The sequence below is a fragment of the Veillonella sp. T34266-5 genome (genome assembly GCF_002959815.1).
Lineage (GTDB): Bacteria > Bacillota > Negativicutes > Veillonellales > Veillonellaceae > Veillonella > Veillonella atypica.
In genome coordinates this window covers 47,746-65,639 of the sequence record NZ_PPCZ01000013.1, presented here as the reverse complement: position 1 = coordinate 65,639, position 17,894 = coordinate 47,746, and the positions used below count along the sequence as shown (strand labels likewise).

Sequence of the window (17,894 nt, the reverse complement as noted above, 5' to 3'; positions counted from 1 at the left end):
TACCGGGAAAGCATGTTCCTTTAATTCGATATCATTTTGAAAACTCCTGCTTATGTGACTAATAGAGTCACATATAGGAGTTTTTTGTTGCATATGGAAACTGTAGTAGTAGGAGGTGACCATATGAAACAAATGATTGTGTCACATAAGTGGATTATAATAATCCTGTGTGTTTTAGTAGGAATTTATTTCCTATGGCCTATTATAACAGAAGGAAGCACCACAATGCCAGATTCGTCTGTATTAGCCGCCGATATGACAAAGGGGACTACAACTGAACAACAGGATAATACACCCCTTTCTATGAATGGTGATACAACGCAGCGAGAACCACATCAAGAGGTTGGTAAGGATAGTATTGTATATGTAACCGGCGCTATTCAATCACCAGGACTTTATAAGGTGGCATCTAGCTCGACAATTGGCGATGTTATAAAGGGGGCTGGAGGTGCACTACCATATGGAGATGTAGAGTCCATCAATTTAGCAGAGACCGTGACAGGCGGACAACATATTCACATCAAATTTAACTTTCACGGGAATCCTGAATCATTACTACGAAATCAAAAGATTAATATTAACACGGCTACCGTTAAAGAACTCGATTCACTGCCTGGAATTGGACCAACCATGGCAAAACGGATTGAAGAGTATCGTCAAAGTAAGGGCGCTTTTACATCTATAGAGGATATCAAGCACGTCAAAGGTATCGGCGATGGATTATTTAAGAAGATACGCGATAAAATTACAGTCTAATTTACCTATTTATTTGACACTGAATATGCTGATCACCTATTCGGAGATAGCCCATTATATTCTAAGTGGTATCATACTAGGCATTTTATGTGCCTATAGCTCGCATTATGTATTGCTCGATACGAGTTGGTATTGTATGTTTAGTGCTGCTGGCTATCTACTATATACATTGGTTAAAGCTGTGGTTCGCTATAGGTTACAACCGTCTTTGTCAATTAAATATATAGTTGTAACCTGCATCGTCTCATGTGCATTAGGTGGCGTATCATTTTTACATGTAAACCATCAAATTAATCAGTATGTAGGGCATACTAATTTCTTTTTATCACAAGAAGGCGAATATGCACTACTCATTGATTCTCCGGTAGATTTAAAAGTGATTGATGGGAAAGAATATAGATCATTTAGTGCTATATTGTTAGGGTTAGTGCCACACAAGGATACGGCAAAAGGCGTGCATATTAAGGCCGATGGGCATATTAGAGTAACAATACAAGAAAATTCTACACATCTTCATATGGGGGATTCGATTATCGTTTATGGTACGCCTAAATCTCTCTATTTGACAGAAGAGAGAGGCACTATTGATAAGCGAAATAAGGCAATTCGTAATGAAGATATGGGTGCCATGTTTGATGGTACCTATAAGGTGGTGGATTTACATGCTCTAAAACAGTATAAGATAGATTCTTATATCGGTTATTATCAACGGTGTCTTCACATAATTGATTCCATGCGTAGTGCTGTTGAAGTATTGATGGAACAGTATCTATCAGATACAACCAAATGGCTTGGCATTTCATTAGTTCTAGGAGGCCATTATGGAGAATTAGGTCAAGATGTGCTACGTCAATTTGGCTACACTGGTATCATTCATATTTTATCTATATCGGGTTCCCATATTGCACTGCTATTTTCTATCGTATATTGCCTATGCAGAGTATGTCGTATCAGGAAACGTTATGCTATGATGGGTGGTATTATACTATCTATCTTTTATTGTATAGTGGTTGGTTTCAGTGCACCTGTTGTACGTTCTACCATAATGGGTATTTGGCTTGCTTTAGCCTATTTAAAAGGCCGTATGTATACGGCGAAGCAAGGATTAGCAGTGACGGCTATACTATTTTTACTATATGATCCGTTACTTATATTAGATGTGAGCTTTCAACTATCCTTTGGAGCTACCTATGGGCTCTTATTATTTGGCATGCCATTATATCGATGGATCACAGTATTGCCACCGATTGTGAAAGCTCCACTAGTACTCTGCATCAGTGCACAACTTTTATTGATACCGTTCCAGCTCTATTACTTTCACTATTTGAGTTTAGCAAGTCTTTTTGCAGCTATTATTATTACACCTTTACTTGATATAGCTATTGTTATGTTATTTGGTTGTACCATAATATCCTTATTTATACCAATAGGTATGGTGTGGAACGTAATCGACTGGATATTAACTATCTGTTTATATGTAAATGCGCATCTCGCTAACAGTTCTATATGTCTATGGTGGATAGGTACCATTTCTTCCACATTAGGGGTGTTATACTATGGATGTGTGGGATTACTATATACTAATCTAGTCTCATTAAAGCTTAAATTTAGAACTTTCACAAAAGGAATTGTACTTATGGGAATCGGTATAATTGCTATTGCTTATAGTGGCATCTTATATAGGAATGAAACGATTTTGCATATTGTACCTATGAAACAGTCCAATGCATTCCTCATTGTTAAGCCTTATGAAAAAACGGCTATGGTATATATTGATACGCCTGATGCTATACCTATGAAAGCTAGTGAAATTCGCGTAAGAAATGGACTCCAAAGTTTTGGTATTCCATTAAAAAATGCTCATATTCAACGATTTCAATCGACGGGCAAAAATACTGTTTTATACAAAAATGATATAACGTCTGTGTTGGTCTATAATAGACAAAATGGTGAAAAAAAACTACAATTAAATGATATGAGGAACACTATTTTGATTACCTCTCAGTCGTATATGGTGAATCAAATTGTAGCATTACATTCGAATCATCCTGTGCTTGTTAGCATGCCTCGAGGAGCGATGCGAGACATTGATCCCGATGCAGAACATGTTCATTTATGGGGCTATCAATATATTCCGGACTATCGATTATGAAAGGAGGACTGGCGATGAATCAAGTATATCTAATTTATGGTAATGAACCACAACTCATAGAAGAAGAGAAACAAAAGTTTTTCTTATCTCATAAAAATCTAGATGTGCGCGTATTGCATGATGAAGCAGGTCCTTCCAAAATATCAGAACAATTGATGGAGGATTCTTTATTTGGCGATGCCAAGGTATTTTGTCTTATCAATCTACCTATCTTGAAAAAAGCAGGCCAAAAAGAGAGTCAAGAATGGGATGCACTGGCCGAGTTACTGATGAATTATACCGGTGATAATCCAGTACTTATTATCTATCACGATATGGTGGATAAACGATTAAAACAAAATAAAAAGATATTAGAATCTATTCCTAATAAGGAATGTAAGCGATTAGAAGGTGACGATTTATTGATGTGGATTCGTCAGTATTGCACCTCTAATGGATATACGCTGACGCCTGATGGGCACGACTATCTATCTCATCTATTGGAGTTGTGGCAAGATGTGCCGGTTGCGTTTATGCGTACCGAGTTTGATCGATATTTTCTGTTATTAGGGAATCATAAGAAAATTGATAGATCCTTTTTAATGGAACATAGCAGTAATTATGGAGCTAAAAATATCTTTACCTTTAAAGAAGCTCTATTAAAACAAGATGTGAATACCTTATTAGAATTATTTCCGTTTATGTTTAGCTATAAAGAAATCGACCGCGCTATGGGCTATATCGAAGGGCAATTGCGGCTCCAATTATTGGTAAGCGAATGTCGTGCTGCAGGTATGACAGCTAAACAAGTAGAACATTTTTGTAAAGAAAATGGGGCCTCTTATAAGCCATACCCTATAAAACTGGCCTATGAAGCAAGTTCTCGTATTTCTATAAAGGCTTTAAAAGCACTCTTAAAAGGATTATATGATGTAATATTAGATAGTCGCACAAGCAAAGGGGATATGTGGCGATTTAGGGATTTATGTTTGACCTATTGTGGGTATAAGGGATAAAAATGAAAGTACGTTATCGAGTAGTACCAAAACAGAATAGTAAACCTGCTTTCTATGTGAATTGTGATGATAAACAGGTAACCATACAAGCAGCAGATTCAGCATTTAAAACATTAGTGTCATTACAAGAACGATTAGCTGCTTGGTACAAAGAAAAAAATATTTCCTTTGATACTATTCCTACCAATGCAACTACATCTTGCTGCTTTGCGTGGAAGGTAGATGACGGTGATGAAGAATTTGCACCATACTACTATGCCGGTGGTTGTGGTGTAGGTGAATTTATTGAAGATGTTGAAGCGCATCGTCAGAAATTAGAGGAAGAAAACATGCCAGAGAGAGGAAAGTCCTTTGCTGGCAATAATGATGATGAAATCGATTATGCAGATGAGTTTGTGCCATTTATGGATGCGGTGGAATTGGACTATTTTAATCCAGACCCCACATCGTATGAGTCTGTAACAACAAGAAATCCATCTGTATCTAGTAGCTCATCATCTACATCTTCAGCTAATAGCGGACATCAACACAAAGGGGGCAAGAAATATCCACAACGTGCTCCTAAGGATGCACCAACTGATGAGGGTATGATTTTAGGTCCACGCATTGAGGGCACGACCTCCAGCATCATGGGCACCGTAGAAACACCAAGTGTTATTTTTGAAGGTGTGTTCGTTGGCCTTGATAAACGCGATACTAGGACTGGTAAAAGTATCGTAAATGGCAGTATCGTAGATGATACGAACAGTATTAAGTTTATTAAATTTACGAATAGTCCAGAAGAAGGGGATGCCTTATTAAAGCAATTAAAGAAATTGCAAAAGGTGCGCGTACAAGGTAGTGTCAACTTTGATGATCGATTTGATAAGGACTATATTTTATCTATACGTAGTATCGAAGCTATCGAAGAAGACAATATAAATGAACGGACAGAGGACAGACCAGATTCTCGTGTTGAGCTTCATCTCCATACTAAGATGAGTGATAAAGATGCACTCGTATCGATTAAGGATTTATTTAAAACTGTCAAAAAATGGGGCCATCCTGCGGTCGCTATTACGGACCATGGTGTTGTACAAGCCTTTCCTGAAGCACAAGCACTTGGTAAAGAACTTGGTGTTAAGGTTATTTATGGCGTTGAAGGATATCTTGTTGATGATGCGGATTTAGAAAAGGAATTATCCTTAGACGTTGTAAAACGAAAAGATGAAGCGCCTCGTTATCACATTATTTTGTTAGCTCAAAACATGGTGGGCTTACGTAATCTGTATAAAATGATTTCCATATCCCATTTGGAATACTATAAACGGAGACCTCGTTTGCCTCGTTCTATCATTGAAGAGCATCGTGAAGGTATTCTTATAGGATCTGCCTGTGAAGCAGGTGAATTGATGCAGGCTATTGTTAAAGGTTCCTCCAAAGAAGAGCTATTAACGATTGCATCCTTCTATGATTATCTTGAAATTCAGCCACATACAAATAATACATTCTTAATTCGCAAGGGTATCGTGCCAGATGAACAAGCTCTTATCGATATGAATAAGACGGTTATTGAATTGGGCGAAGCCCTCAATAAACGCGTATGTGCTACCTGTGACGTTCATTATTTAACACCAGAGGAAAAGATATATCGTGAGATTATGTTAACCGCTTGTGGGTTCCCTGATGCGGATGAACAACCGGATTTACATTTGCGTACTACTGATGAAATGTTAGCTTCATTCCCATATTTGAGTGAAGAAAAGGCCTATGAGGTTGTTGTAGCGAATACACGGGCCATCAATGATAGTATTGAAGACATTAAACCAGTGCCAGATGGCACATATTCACCTAAAATCGAAGGGGCCGATGAAGCTTTCACAGAAATGTGCTATGTAAATGCGAAGAAGATTTATGGTGATCCATTGCCTCGTGTTGTACAGGAACGCCTAGATTATGAGCTAGACTGTATCATCAGCAATGGTTATGGCGTGTTGTACTATATCGCTCATAAGCTGGTAAAAAAATCACTAGACGATGGCTATCTCGTAGGTTCTCGTGGTTCTGTAGGCTCGTCTTTTGCAGCGACCATGTCGGAGATTACGGAAGTTAATCCATTGCCACCGCATTATATTTGCCCTGAATGTAAGTGGTCGGAATTTTATGAAAATGGTGAATACGCCGGTGGATTCGATTTACCGCGTCGTGACTGTCCTAATTGCGGTCATCCATTACAAACGAATGGTCATGACATTCCATTTGCTATCTTCCTTGGTTTCGAAGGCGATAAGGTTCCAGATATCGATTTGAACTTCTCTGGTGACTACCAAGCGAAGGCTCATAAATACACGGAAGAACTGTTTGGACGTGATAATGTATTTAAGGCCGGTACGATTGGTACCATTGCAGATAAGACTGCATTTGGGTATGTAAAGAAATATGCAGAGCTTAGAAATATTCAGGCTCGCAGTGGATTCCTTGAGCACCTTGCAAAAGGTTTTACGAATGTAAAAAATACGACAGGACAACATCCGGGTGGCATCATGGTTTGTCCTCGTGATATGGACGTGCATCACTTTACGCCGATACAACATCCGGCGAATAAAAAAGAGAGTGGCGTATTAACGACTCACTTTGATTATCACTCCATAGAAGGGCGTATGACAAAACTCGATATTCTGGGCCATGATGATCCGACGATTATTCGTATGTTGGAGGACTTGACCGGTATTGATGCGAAGACGATTCCTTTTGATGATCCTAGAACGCTAAGCCTATTCTCATCAACAGAGGGTATCGGATTGACGCCTGAACAATTGCAAGGGGACCAAGTAGCGAGCCTTGCCGTACCGGAATGTGGTACGAAATTTGTACGGGGCATGTTAGAAGATTCTAGGCCACAAACCTTCTCTGATCTTGTTCGTATTTCTGGTTTCTCCCACGGTACGAATGTATGGCTCGATAATGCACAGGAACTCATTAAAAATGGTACTTGTAAATTGAACGAAGCTATTTCTACTCGTGATGACGTAATGAACTTTTTGATTCATCGTGGCATGAACAAGAAAAACAGTTTCTTCGTCATGGAAAATGTTCGTAAAGGGAAGGGCATCGAAAAGAGAAATAAACAAGGTCAAGCGACTACGGAATTTGAAAAAGAAATGCGAGAAAATAATATTCCTGAATGGTTTATTGAGTCTTGCAAAAAGATTTCCTATCTATTCCCTCGGGCCCATGCCGTTGCTTACGTTATGATGGCCTTCCGCATAGCGTGGTTTAAGGTATATCATCCGTTGGCATTTTACGCTGCCTATTTTTCCATCCGTGCAAAAGCCTTTGATTTACGGATCATGACAGGTGATTTGAATACACAATTGAAAGAATTTAATCGTATTAAAGCTCTTGACCGTGGTGCCAGCCCTAAGGAAAAGGATTTGATGTCCGCCTTGGAGGTATCCATGGAAATGTATCAACGGGGCTATCGTTTTATCAACGTAGATATTCAACATTCCGGTGCTCGTCGATTTAGCATTAAGGACGGCGCACTATTACCACCATTCTTAGCTATCGATTCACTTGGTGAAACGGTTGCCGATGCAATCGTAGAAGAACGGGACAAAAAACCGTTTACATCCTTAAAAGACTTGCAACGTCGTTGTAAGGTATCTGCTACCATCATTGAAACAATGAAAGAACTTAAATGCTGTGGTGATTTGCCAGAAGACGAACAAATGTCGCTGTTTGGCTAATAAATTTAAAAGGTGTCATCGTTTGATGACACCTTTTTTTTGAAAGTTTTGCAATTTAATTATTTTGGCAGATTTTAGTATAAGGATTTATATTTCATCCAGTTAGTTTTAGCCATTTCTTTAAGCTCTGTACCACGTCCATCAAGGATGGCGTTGATTAAGTATTTACTAAAGCCTTTTGCTTGTTGATATGCAATTTTTGGAGGCATAGCAAGTTCTTGTTTATCAACACGGACATTGATAATAACAGGACCTTCATTATAGTTTAGAGCTTCCTTGATTTTTTCATCAACTTCGCTAGAGTTTGTAATGCTAATACCTTTGATACCAGCTGCTTCGGCAAGTTTACCAAAGTCAGGATTTACAAAGTCTGTAGCATAATCTAAGTAACCAGATGCTTTCATTTCCATGGCAATGAAGCTAAGTTCTTCATTGTTAAATACGAATACTTTCACAGGAAGATTTAATTGTTTTAATGACAACATTTCGCCCATCATCATGGTGAAACCGCCGTCCCCAGATAGGGAGATAACTTGGCGATTTGGACATGCATTTTGAGCGCCTATTGCATGCATCATTGCATTGGCCATGGAACCGTGGTTGTAGGATCCAATGATACGACGTTTGCCATTTGTTTTGATATGGCGTGCTGTCCAGATAACAGGAGTGCCCACATCGAATGTAAAGATGGCGTCATCAGCAGCCAATTTATTAAGACGATTTACGAAATATTGAGGGTGAATTGCTACGCCATCAGGTTCAGCAACGGCATAGCTGTCCAAATCATTGCGGAATTTAGTGTATGCTTTACGAACAGTATCGATGAATTCAGTATCATCTCGTTGTGTAAGGTGAGGGAGTAGTTCGTGTAAGGTATCTTTTACAGAACCAATGATACCTTGTGTTAATGGAACGCGTGCACCAAGAGCGGATGGATTAATATCTACTTGAATTACCTTAGCATTTTCAGGATAGAATGGACGATAAGGGAAATCGGTACCTAACATGATTAGTGTATCGCATTGCTCAATAGCACGGTAACCGGATGTATAACCAAGCAAACCTGTCATGCCGACATCATAAGGATTGTCCCATTCGACCCATTCTTTGCCTCTGAAAGCATGTACAACAGGGGCTTGTAATTTGGTAGCAAGTTCAACTACTTCGTCATGAGCACCGGCACAACCAGCACCACAGAAAAGTGTAATGCGTTTGCCATTGTTTATATGTTGAACCATTTCAAGAATATCCTCTGATTGAGGAATTACGCGTGGTAATTTAGGCGCATGCCATGTAGGTAATTCATCAATTTCTGTTTCCATAACGGCTACATCACCAGGTAGAACGATTACGGCTACATCGCGATTGCCAACTGCGGCATTCATGGCGCGGAATAGGATTTCAGGCATTTGTTTTGGATTAGAAACGAGTTCACAGAAACAAGAGCACTCTTTAAATAAATTTTCTGGATGTGTTTCTTGGAAATAGTTGAGACCGACTTCGGATTGTGGAATATGAGAGGCAATAGCGAGCACTGGTACACGATTGCGATGACAATCAAATAGACCATTGATCAAATGGAGATTACCAGGGCCAGAACTACCAGCACATACGGTTAATTTACCAGTTAATAGAGCCTCTGCACCAGCAGCGAAGGCTGCAGATTCTTCGTGGCGCACGTGTTCAAATTGAATTTTCCCATTACGACGTAAACTATCGTTTACCGAGTTTAAACTATCCCCAGTAATACCATAAATTCTTTTAATACCTGCGTTAGCTAATACTTCTATGAGTACATCTGATATACGTTTTTTTGCCATATTATCACCTCTATATGATAATTAATGTTATTTAAAAATATAATTCACTATATACTATAAATAGTAGTATCTTATGATTGCATATTATGTGACTTTTATCACAATAAATTGTATACATCACAAAATTAGTTCAATTTCTAAAAGTGCTATATGGTTGAGATGGATATTAATAAGTTTTCTCATATACAAATGTATAATCTTGCGAAAGTATCATAAAAGTGGTACTATAAACATATAAATTAATATGATAAGTCTTTGGGGATAGGTGAAATTCCTTACCGGCGGTTATAGTCCGCGAGCTATATGGCATGAATCGGTGTAATTCCGATACCGACAGTAGAGTCTGGATGAGAAAAGACAATAGCACATATATTTTGTATGTGTATATATGATGACCCAAGGACTATGTTTATAGTCCTTTTTTTATTGAGGTATTATGATGAACGACGAATTATATATGAAGCGTGCCATTTCTCTAGCGAAAATGGCAACTGGACATACATCGCCCAACCCCTTGGTTGGTGCCGTCGTAGTAAAAAATAATACAATAGTTGGCGAAGGGTATCACCATAAGGCTGGTGAGGCCCATGCGGAAGTGCATGCTTTAGATGCCGCGGGAGATAATGCTAGGGGGGCTACCTTATATGTAACCCTTGAGCCTTGTGCTCATTATGGAAAGACTCCGCCATGTGCAAAGCGTGTCGTAGAATCTGGTATTGCTCGCGTTGTGATTGGTAGTACCGATCCAAATCCACTAGTGGCTGGTAAGGGTATTCAAATTCTTACAGATGCAGGTATAGAGGTAACTACAGATGTATGTGTGGATGAATGTATTCAGTTGAATGAACATTTCTTTACATATATTCAAACACATAAACCGTTTGTAACCATAAAAAGTGCTATGTCCCTAGATGGTAAAATTGCTACTTTCACCGGTCAATCTCAATGGATTACGAATGAAAGTTCCCGTAAGGACGGACATATATTGCGAGCGTCTCATGATGCGATGCTTGTTGGTATTGGTACCATCTTGGCTGATGATCCATTGCTTAATTGTAGGCTCACTAGAGATGAATTATATGAAGCAATTATCAACAGACACGATGTCTCGATAGATAATACATTAGAGGTGCATCAGCCAGATATTATTATTCTGGATAGTCAGGGGCGTACGCCAACGGATGCAAAGGTATTTACGATACCAAATCGTAAGGTTATCATTTATGTAGCGAAAGGTTGTCCAGAGCAGCGTAGAATTGCTTTGGCTAATGTTGGAGCGATTGTAGAGGAACTCCCAACAAAATCGGTGCGTCAAGGACGTACCACTGATGTAGCTATAGATATTAAGAAGATAGATATTCAAGCGTGTTTGGAACATCTTGGGGAACAAGAATACACATCAGTGCTTATTGAAGGTGGTTCCACCATTATCAGTTCCTTTGTTGAATCGTTGGCCTTTGATAAAATTGTTACCTATATAGGCAATCTTGTCATAGGGGGAGCGAATAGTACATCTGCTGTAGGTGGTACCGGTTTTGCTACATTACATGAGGCGCCTACACTCGAATTTGCTAGTTCGCGAATACTAGATAATAATATTCGTATTGAATCCTATCGTTTAGGAAGGGAGGGCTCCTATGTTTACAGGCATCGTTGAAGAAGTTGGCAAAATAGTAAGCGTTAAAAAGGGTGCCCAATCCTTATTGTTGACAATCGGTGGCAATACGATTTTTGATGATTTAAAAATTGGCGATTCTGTAGCGGTTAATGGCGTTTGTTTAACTGCTACATCTATTGGAAATCACCAATTTACTGCAGATGTTATGCCGGAGTCAATAAGTATGACAACGTTTACCAATTTAAAGGTAAACCAACCCGTTAATCTCGAACGCGCTATGGCGGCGAATGGAAGATTTGGAGGGCATATCGTGGCTGGTCACGTAGATGGTACTGGTCGTATTGTCAATATGAAACGCACAGATAACGCTATTATTTTTACAGTTTCTGCACCAAAGTCGATTATGGATTACGTCATTTATAAAGGATCTATTACAATCGATGGCATTAGCTTAACGATTATGGAGAGAACAGAATCAACCTTTTCTGTATCTATCATTCCCCATACATTAAGCGAGACTGTGCTCGGACATGCGTCGATTGGTACAGAGGTAAATTTAGAAACAGATATAACAGGCCGTTATATTCGTCATTTTATGACCTTAGATGAGCCTACACATACAAGTAAGTCCCAAAAATCCATGGAATCTCTATTAGTAGAGAATGGATTTATGTAAAAGGAGGAGTTGTCTCCATGAATTATACATTGAACACAATTGAAGAAGTTCTTCAAGATATGAAAGTTGGTAAACCTGTTATCATTGTTGATGATGAAAGTCGCGAAAATGAAGGTGATTTAATTATCGCTGCCGAGTTTGCTACTCAAGAAAATATTAATTTCTTTGTTAAATATGCACGTGGTATCGTGTGTACACCAATGAGACGAGAAGCTTTAGAACGCCTTGGTATTCCTGCAATGGTTACGAAGAATACGGATAACCATGAAACAGCCTTTACTGTTACCGTAGACCATGTAGATACAACAACAGGTGTTTCTCCTGCAGAACGGGCCTATACGATTCAAAAACTATTAGATCCAACTGCAAAACCTGCTGATTTCCGTCGCCCTGGTCATGTTTTCCCATTGGTATATAAAGAAGGTGGTGTTCTCGTACGCCAAGGTCATACTGAAGCATCTGTTGACCTTTGTCGTCTTGCTGGTTTACAAGAGGCTGCTGTTATCTGTGAAATCACTAAAGATGATGGGGATATGGCACGTTTACCAGATTTAATCGAATTTGCTAAGGAACATGATTTGAAAATTGCGTCCGTAGCTGAACTCATTGAATACCGCAAACAACATGAAGATATGATTGGATTAGGCGCTTGTTCCAAATTACCAACAAAATTTGGCGATTTCAATATCTTCGTATTTAAAAATGATTTAGATCATAAAGAGCATCTTGCAATCGTTAAGGGCGATGTACAAGATTGTGAAGATGTACTTGTACGTATTCACTCCGAATGTTTAACAGGGGATGTATTTGGTTCTAAACGTTGCGATTGTGGTGAACAATTAGAAAATGCATTACGGTCCATCGAAAAAGAGGGCAAAGGCGTTGTAGTCTATATGCGTCAAGAAGGTCGTGGTATTGGCTTAACCAATAAAATTAAAGCCTATGCATTGCAAGAACAAGGTCTTGATACAGTAGAAGCGAATGAACAATTAGGTTTTCCTGCAGATATGCGCGAATATTCTTTAGCGGCTCAAATTATTCGTTTCTTAGGTATTAAGAGTATCCGTTTATTGACGAATAACCCTGAAAAACGCCATGGATTAGAACATTGGGGCGTTGATGTACACAAACGTGTACCTCTCATTATTCCTGCTAACAAATTTAATGCAGGCTATTTAAAAACAAAAGAAGAAAAAATGGGTCATATGTTAGAGGACTAATTTTTCTTTACTAACTTAGATATGTAAACTAATCATTCATAGGAGGCTATAACATGATGGTTCAAGAAGGTAATTTGGTTGGTACTGGTAAAAAATTTGCTATTATCGGTTCTCGTTTTAATGAGTTCATTACATCTAAATTAATTGGTGGCGCAGAAGATTGTTTATTGCGTCATGATGTTAAACAAGAAGATATTACAGTCATTTGGGTTCCTGGTGCTTATGAAATTCCTTTGATTGCAAAAAAAGCAGCTTTATCTGGTCGTTATGATGCTGTTATTTGTGTAGGTGCAGTTATTCGTGGGGCTACTACGCATTATGATTATGTTTGTAATGAAGTGGCAAAAGGTATTGCTCACGTTTCTTTAGAAACCGGTATCCCTGTTATGTTCGGTGTAGTAACAACTGAAAATATTGAACAAGCTATCGAACGTGCTGGTACAAAAGCGGGTAATAAAGGTTACGATTGCGCTATGGGGGCTATCGAAATGGTTAATCTTATCGATCAAATCTAAATCAACCTTTGAAAACACTCGGTATCGTATGATACTGAGTGTTTTTTATATCGAAAATATGTTCTTTTACTAGAAAAGATACTTAAACAAACATATGTTCCTGCATAATGGAAAATATACATATATCATGCTATACTATATAGGCACTAAAGAGTGTAATACATAATAATTTGATTATATATAAGGAATGATTGAATGGATTATATAAAACGTTTTACTACCCGTGAGGGGGTTCGTATGTCATTAGCCGTTACAACGGATACGGTAGAGACAGCGCGCGTGCGTCATGATTTATGGCCAGTCGCAACAGCTGCTCTAGGACGTGCCATGACGGGTGCTCTATTACTGGCGGGTGATTTTAAAAATCACGAGAATGTAAGTCTTCGCATTAAAGGTGATGGCCCACTTGGTGTTGTACATGTCGATGCATTTTCTGATAATACTGTTCGCGGTTATGTAGATGAGCCACATGTGGATGTGCCATTAAAACGTGCTGGAAAACTTGATGTAGGTGCTGCAGTCGGCCACCATGGAGAAGTACAAGTTACAAGATTCACTAAATTGGCTCAAGATTATACATCTACTAGCCCTATTCAAAGCGGTGAAGTAGCAGAGGATTTAGCGTACTATCTTTATACATCTGAACAGGTGCCATCTACGATTAGCTTAGGCGTTCTCGTAGACCCAGATTATCATACCATTGTAGCTGGTGGTTTTATTGTTCAAGCTTTACCTGATGCTACTGATGCTGCATTGGCTTTGGTAGAAAAGAATATCAATGAATTAGGACCTGTTACAGAATATTTAAAAGAACATCCTGATGGTAAAGGCCTTGTTGAGAAAGTGCTAGACGGACTTACTGTTAACGAAGTCTATAATGAACCAGTATCTTTTAAATGTCGTTGTAGTCGTGATCGATTCGCTGGCGTTCTTATGACATTGCGTGAAGATGATAAGAAATCCCTCTTAGAAGATGAAACAACAGAGCTAGTTTGTCATTACTGTAATGAAAAGTATCATTTCTCTAAAAAAGAACTAGAAGATATGTTTACGCCTAAAGGACCAATTCAATAATAGAACTTTTTCTATAGATTGTTTTATCATTATGTGCGAAAATATAAAGATAGAGTATTTTTAATAGGAGGCAACTATGAGTGCAATCGGTGTAATTGGCGGAACAGGTGTTTATGATCCGTCTATATTTGAAAATATTCATGAAGAATCCTTGATGACTCCTTATGGAGAAATTGATTATGTTCAAGGAACATATAAAGGTAAAACTGTGATTTTTGTAGCGCGTCATGGTAAAGATCATACGATTCCTCCACATAAAATTAATTATCGTGCCAATATTTGGGGCCTAAAAAAGCTAGGCGTTAAATTCATTATTTCTACGACTGCTGTAGGTTCTTTGAATAAGAATTTTGAACCTGGTCACTTTGTCTTAACAGATCAATTTCTTGATTTTACAAAAAATCGCGTCACTACATTCTATGAAGGTGGCGATCGTCCGGTAGCACATTTAGATGTGACAAATCCATATTGTCCTGAGCTTCGTCAAATCATTGAATCTGTAGGTAAAGAACAAAAATTGTCTATTCATAATGGCGGTACCTATGTATGTACAGAAGGACCACGTTTTGAAACACCTGCTGAGATTAAGATGTTTCACATGTTTGGTGGCGATACAGTAGGTATGACAAATGTACCAGAGGTTAATCTTGCAAACGAAGCAGAAATGGCGTACACAACAATCTCTATGATTACGAACTATGCAGCTGGTATTTCTGAAAATGCTCTTACCCACAGCGAAGTAGTTGAAATGATGGGCGAAATGGCATCTCAATTGAAAGCTCTTATTTTAGGTACAATTGAGGCGATTGATATGAATGCAGATTATGCTGCTCATCATCGCATGGCTGAATACGGCGGATTTAAATTATAAGAGATCGTATCCATTTTGATATGACAATGTGGAGGGAGTTCTCATGAACAATATTGAATGGCGTGATGGTACGCTCATTTTATTAGATCAAACAAAATTGCCAACTCATGTGGAATATTTACATTGTACCGATTGGCGACAAGTGGCAGAGGCCATAAAGATGCTTCGTGTCCGTGGAGCTCCTGCTATTGGTGTCGCTGCAGGGTATGGCCTTATTTTAGCGGCTGTGGAGGCAAGTCGTTTAGAGGTTCCCTTTTCTGAACAGCTATCAACCTTTTATGAGTGGAGTGAAGAATTAAAGGAAACTCGACCGACGGCGATTAATTTAGCTTGGGCTGTTAATCGTATTATAGCGATTGTGAAAGCCGGTCCGTTTGCGTCTATGCATGAAATTATAGACCGCATCACGCATGAGGCCATTGTTATCCATGAAGAGGATGTACAACTTAACACACGCATGGCTATTAATGGGGCCACTTTATTTAAAGGAAAACAAAATTTACGAATCTTAACACATTGTAATGCCGGTGCTTTAGCTACAGGTGGTCTTGGCACTGCACTTGGTGTGATTCGTAAACTACATGAACAGGGCCAATTAGAAATGGTATATGCTGATGAAACGCGTCCTTTATTACAAGGGGCCCGTTTAACGGCTTTTGAACTCCATGAAGATGGTATTCCTGTTACATTAGAGACAGACAATATGGCGGCCTATGCAATGCAACAAGGTTTAATTGACGCTATTATAGTTGGTGCCGATCGCATTACAACGGAAGGTGATGTAGCTAATAAAATTGGTACTTATGGATTAGCAGTGCTTGCAAAATTCCATAATATTCCATTTTATGTAGCTGCTCCATATAGTACATTTGATTTTACACTCAAAGATGGTAAGGATATTCCCATTGAAATGCGCGCTGATGATGAAGTGTTGACATTCCAAGGTGTGCCATCTGCGCCTACGGGTATTCATGTATTAAACCCTGCTTTTGATGTAACACCTCATGAACTAGTAACAGCTATTATTACTGAAGAAGGTGTTTTAACACCAAACTATCAAGAGTCTATTGCTCGCTTACAATCCGTTGTTGACAATAAGTAGATGTCATTACGGATGTATATTAAACTTATCATGTTAAAGTAAGTTCTTTTCATAACCTGTATATTATTAATTGAAGAATGAAGGGGTACATATGCAATCATTAATTAAAGATATCAATCTCGCTGCTGAAGGCCGTAAAAAAATCGATTGGGTTTCTAATTTTATGCCTACACTAAATACATTAGGCGATCGTTTTGAAAAAGAACAAACTTTCAAAGGCCAAACAATCGTTGTTTCCGTTCACTTGGAAGCTAAAACTGCATACCTTGCAACTGTGTTAAAGCGCGGTGGTGCTGATGTCATCGTTACAGGTTCAAACCCTCTTTCTACACAAGATGATGTAGCTGCTGGACTTGTTGATATGGGTCTTACTGTATATGCTTGGTACGACTGTACTGATGAAGAATATTTTATGTTCCTCAACAAAGCGTTGGATCATAAACCTCATATTATCATCGATGACGGTGGTGACCTTGTTAATTTATTACACACAACACGTACTGATGCAAAAGAACGTTTGTTAGGTGGTAGTGAAGAAACTACAACAGGTGTTCATCGTTTGTATGCATTGGAACATGCTAAACAATTGACATTCCCTATGATTGCTGTTAACGATTCTAACTGCAAATACTTATTCGATAACCGCTATGGTACAGGCCAATCTGTATGGGATGGTATTATGCGTACTACCAATCTTACAGTAGCAGGTAAAAACGTTGTAGTTGCTGGTTATGGCTGGTGCGGTAAAGGTGTTGCAATGCGTGCTAAAGGTTTAGGCGCTCACGTATTTGTTACAGAAGTTGACCCTATTAAAGCTATTGAAGCAGTATTTGATGGTTTCACTGTATTGCCTATGGTAGAAGCTGCTAAAATTGGCGATATCTTCTGTACGGTAACAGGTTGTAAAGATGTTATCGTAAAAGAACATTACGAAGTTATGAAGGATAAAGCTGTTCTTTGCAACGCTGGTCATTTTGATTGCGAAGTTAATGTTCACGATTTAGAACAAGTAGCGGTTAGCCATGAACGTGTTCGTCAAAACATTGAAGGCTATACAATGGCTGATGGCCGTAAACTTTATGTATTGGCTGAAGGTCGTCTTGTAAACTTAGCAGCAGGCGATGGTCATCCTGCTGAAATTATGGACTTATCCTTTGCTATGCAAGCATTGGCTGCTGAACATGTATTAAACAATGGTAAAAACATGGAACCAAAAGTCTATGTATTGCCTCGTGAACTTGATGAAGAAGTAGCAAAAATTAAATTACACTCCATGGGCTACGATTTAGATGCATTAACACAAGATCAAATCGATTACTTAACAAAGGTAAACTAATATAATCTTTAACTTGAACATCTTATTAACC

General features: G+C 38.6%; 13 protein-coding genes and 1 riboswitch. Of the genes, 12 read left to right on the top strand and 1 reads right to left on the bottom strand.

Annotation, left to right across the window (positions count from 1 at the left end):
• Nucleotides 1-123: 123 nt before the first annotated feature.
• From VIHSUH07_RS05245 to VIHSUH07_RS05230, 4 genes are all read left to right on the top strand, one after another.
• Nucleotides 124-756, top strand: coding sequence for a ComEA family DNA-binding protein (locus tag VIHSUH07_RS05245; protein WP_105084151.1), 633 nt, complete (start codon nucleotides 124-126; stop codon nucleotides 754-756).
• Between the two features lie 136 nt (nucleotides 757-892).
• On the top strand, nucleotides 893-2,908 hold the full coding sequence (locus VIHSUH07_RS05240) for a ComEC/Rec2 family competence protein (protein WP_233187823.1): 2,016 nt from the start codon (nucleotides 893-895) through the stop codon (nucleotides 2,906-2,908).
• A 14-nt stretch (nucleotides 2,909-2,922) separates the two neighbouring features.
• Nucleotides 2,923-3,903 (top strand): DNA polymerase III subunit delta, encoded by a 981-nt coding sequence (gene holA / locus VIHSUH07_RS05235; protein WP_105084149.1) that lies wholly within the window; start codon nucleotides 2,923-2,925, stop codon nucleotides 3,901-3,903.
• 2 nt (nucleotides 3,904-3,905) lie between these two features.
• Complete coding sequence (locus VIHSUH07_RS05230; protein ID WP_105084148.1) at nucleotides 3,906-7,631, top strand: PolC-type DNA polymerase III; 3,726 nt, start codon at nucleotides 3,906-3,908, stop codon at nucleotides 7,629-7,631.
• Between the two features lie 74 nt (nucleotides 7,632-7,705).
• On the opposite strand, the gene poxB is transcribed toward VIHSUH07_RS05230, so the two are convergent.
• The gene (poxB, locus tag VIHSUH07_RS05225) at nucleotides 7,706-9,451 is read right to left on the bottom strand and encodes a ubiquinone-dependent pyruvate dehydrogenase (protein WP_105084147.1); all 1,746 of its coding nucleotides are present in this window, start codon (nucleotides 9,449-9,451) and stop codon (nucleotides 7,706-7,708) included.
• 247 nt (nucleotides 9,452-9,698) lie between these two features.
• A riboswitch (FMN riboswitch) is annotated at nucleotides 9,699-9,814 on the top strand.
• Nucleotides 9,815-9,887: 73 nt separating this feature from the next.
• Here poxB and ribD point away from each other — a divergent pair.
• The 8 genes from ribD to VIHSUH07_RS05185 all read left to right on the top strand — a co-directional run bounded on the left by ribD (nucleotide 9,888) and on the right by VIHSUH07_RS05185 (nucleotide 17,863).
• Nucleotides 9,888-11,108, top strand: a complete 1,221-nt coding sequence (gene ribD / locus VIHSUH07_RS05220; protein ID WP_105084146.1) for a bifunctional diaminohydroxyphosphoribosylaminopyrimidine deaminase/5-amino-6-(5-phosphoribosylamino)uracil reductase RibD — start codon at nucleotides 9,888-9,890, stop codon at nucleotides 11,106-11,108.
• On the top strand, nucleotides 11,089-11,745 hold the full coding sequence (locus VIHSUH07_RS05215; protein ID WP_105084145.1) for a riboflavin synthase: 657 nt from the start codon (nucleotides 11,089-11,091) through the stop codon (nucleotides 11,743-11,745). Before ribD ends, VIHSUH07_RS05215 begins: the two co-directional genes overlap by 20 nt.
• A 17-nt stretch (nucleotides 11,746-11,762) precedes the next feature.
• Complete coding sequence (locus VIHSUH07_RS05210) at nucleotides 11,763-12,965, top strand: bifunctional 3,4-dihydroxy-2-butanone-4-phosphate synthase/GTP cyclohydrolase II (RefSeq protein WP_005379911.1); 1,203 nt, start codon at nucleotides 11,763-11,765, stop codon at nucleotides 12,963-12,965.
• Between the two features lie 53 nt (nucleotides 12,966-13,018).
• On the top strand, nucleotides 13,019-13,480 hold the full coding sequence (gene ribH, locus VIHSUH07_RS05205; protein WP_005377561.1) for a 6,7-dimethyl-8-ribityllumazine synthase: 462 nt from the start codon (nucleotides 13,019-13,021) through the stop codon (nucleotides 13,478-13,480).
• Nucleotides 13,481-13,675: 195 nt separating this feature from the next.
• Nucleotides 13,676-14,554: an Hsp33 family molecular chaperone HslO gene (hslO, locus tag VIHSUH07_RS05200; RefSeq protein WP_105084144.1), complete on the top strand. Its 879-nt coding sequence runs from the start codon at nucleotides 13,676-13,678 to the stop codon at nucleotides 14,552-14,554.
• Between the two features lie 76 nt (nucleotides 14,555-14,630).
• Nucleotides 14,631-15,425, top strand: a complete 795-nt coding sequence (mtnP, locus tag VIHSUH07_RS05195; protein ID WP_105084143.1) for an S-methyl-5'-thioadenosine phosphorylase — start codon at nucleotides 14,631-14,633, stop codon at nucleotides 15,423-15,425.
• Between the two features lie 43 nt (nucleotides 15,426-15,468).
• Nucleotides 15,469-16,527 (top strand): S-methyl-5-thioribose-1-phosphate isomerase, encoded by a 1,059-nt coding sequence (gene mtnA / locus VIHSUH07_RS05190; protein WP_105084142.1) that lies wholly within the window; start codon nucleotides 15,469-15,471, stop codon nucleotides 16,525-16,527.
• Nucleotides 16,528-16,618: 91 nt separating this feature from the next.
• Nucleotides 16,619-17,863, top strand: a complete 1,245-nt coding sequence (locus VIHSUH07_RS05185; protein ID WP_105084141.1) for an adenosylhomocysteinase — start codon at nucleotides 16,619-16,621, stop codon at nucleotides 17,861-17,863.
• Nucleotides 17,864-17,894 lie beyond the last annotated feature (31 nt).

Coding starts and splice junctions, on each gene's coding strand:
- VIHSUH07_RS05245 (WP_105084151.1), top strand. CDS start 124: ATGAAACAAATGATTGTGTCACATAAGTGGATTATAATAATCCTGTGT.
- VIHSUH07_RS05240 (WP_233187823.1), top strand. CDS start 893: ATGTTTAGTGCTGCTGGCTATCTACTATATACATTGGTTAAAGCTGTG.
- holA (WP_105084149.1), top strand. CDS start 2,923: ATGAATCAAGTATATCTAATTTATGGTAATGAACCACAACTCATAGAA.
- VIHSUH07_RS05230 (WP_105084148.1), top strand. CDS start 3,906: ATGAAAGTACGTTATCGAGTAGTACCAAAACAGAATAGTAAACCTGCT.
- poxB (WP_105084147.1), bottom strand. CDS start 9,451: ATGGCAAAAAAACGTATATCAGATGTACTCATAGAAGTATTAGCTAAC.
- ribD (WP_105084146.1), top strand. CDS start 9,888: ATGATGAACGACGAATTATATATGAAGCGTGCCATTTCTCTAGCGAAA.
- VIHSUH07_RS05215 (WP_105084145.1), top strand. CDS start 11,089: ATGTTTACAGGCATCGTTGAAGAAGTTGGCAAAATAGTAAGCGTTAAA.
- VIHSUH07_RS05210 (WP_005379911.1), top strand. CDS start 11,763: ATGAATTATACATTGAACACAATTGAAGAAGTTCTTCAAGATATGAAA.
- ribH (WP_005377561.1), top strand. CDS start 13,019: ATGATGGTTCAAGAAGGTAATTTGGTTGGTACTGGTAAAAAATTTGCT.
- hslO (WP_105084144.1), top strand. CDS start 13,676: ATGGATTATATAAAACGTTTTACTACCCGTGAGGGGGTTCGTATGTCA.
- mtnP (WP_105084143.1), top strand. CDS start 14,631: ATGAGTGCAATCGGTGTAATTGGCGGAACAGGTGTTTATGATCCGTCT.
- mtnA (WP_105084142.1), top strand. CDS start 15,469: ATGAACAATATTGAATGGCGTGATGGTACGCTCATTTTATTAGATCAA.
- VIHSUH07_RS05185 (WP_105084141.1), top strand. CDS start 16,619: ATGCAATCATTAATTAAAGATATCAATCTCGCTGCTGAAGGCCGTAAA.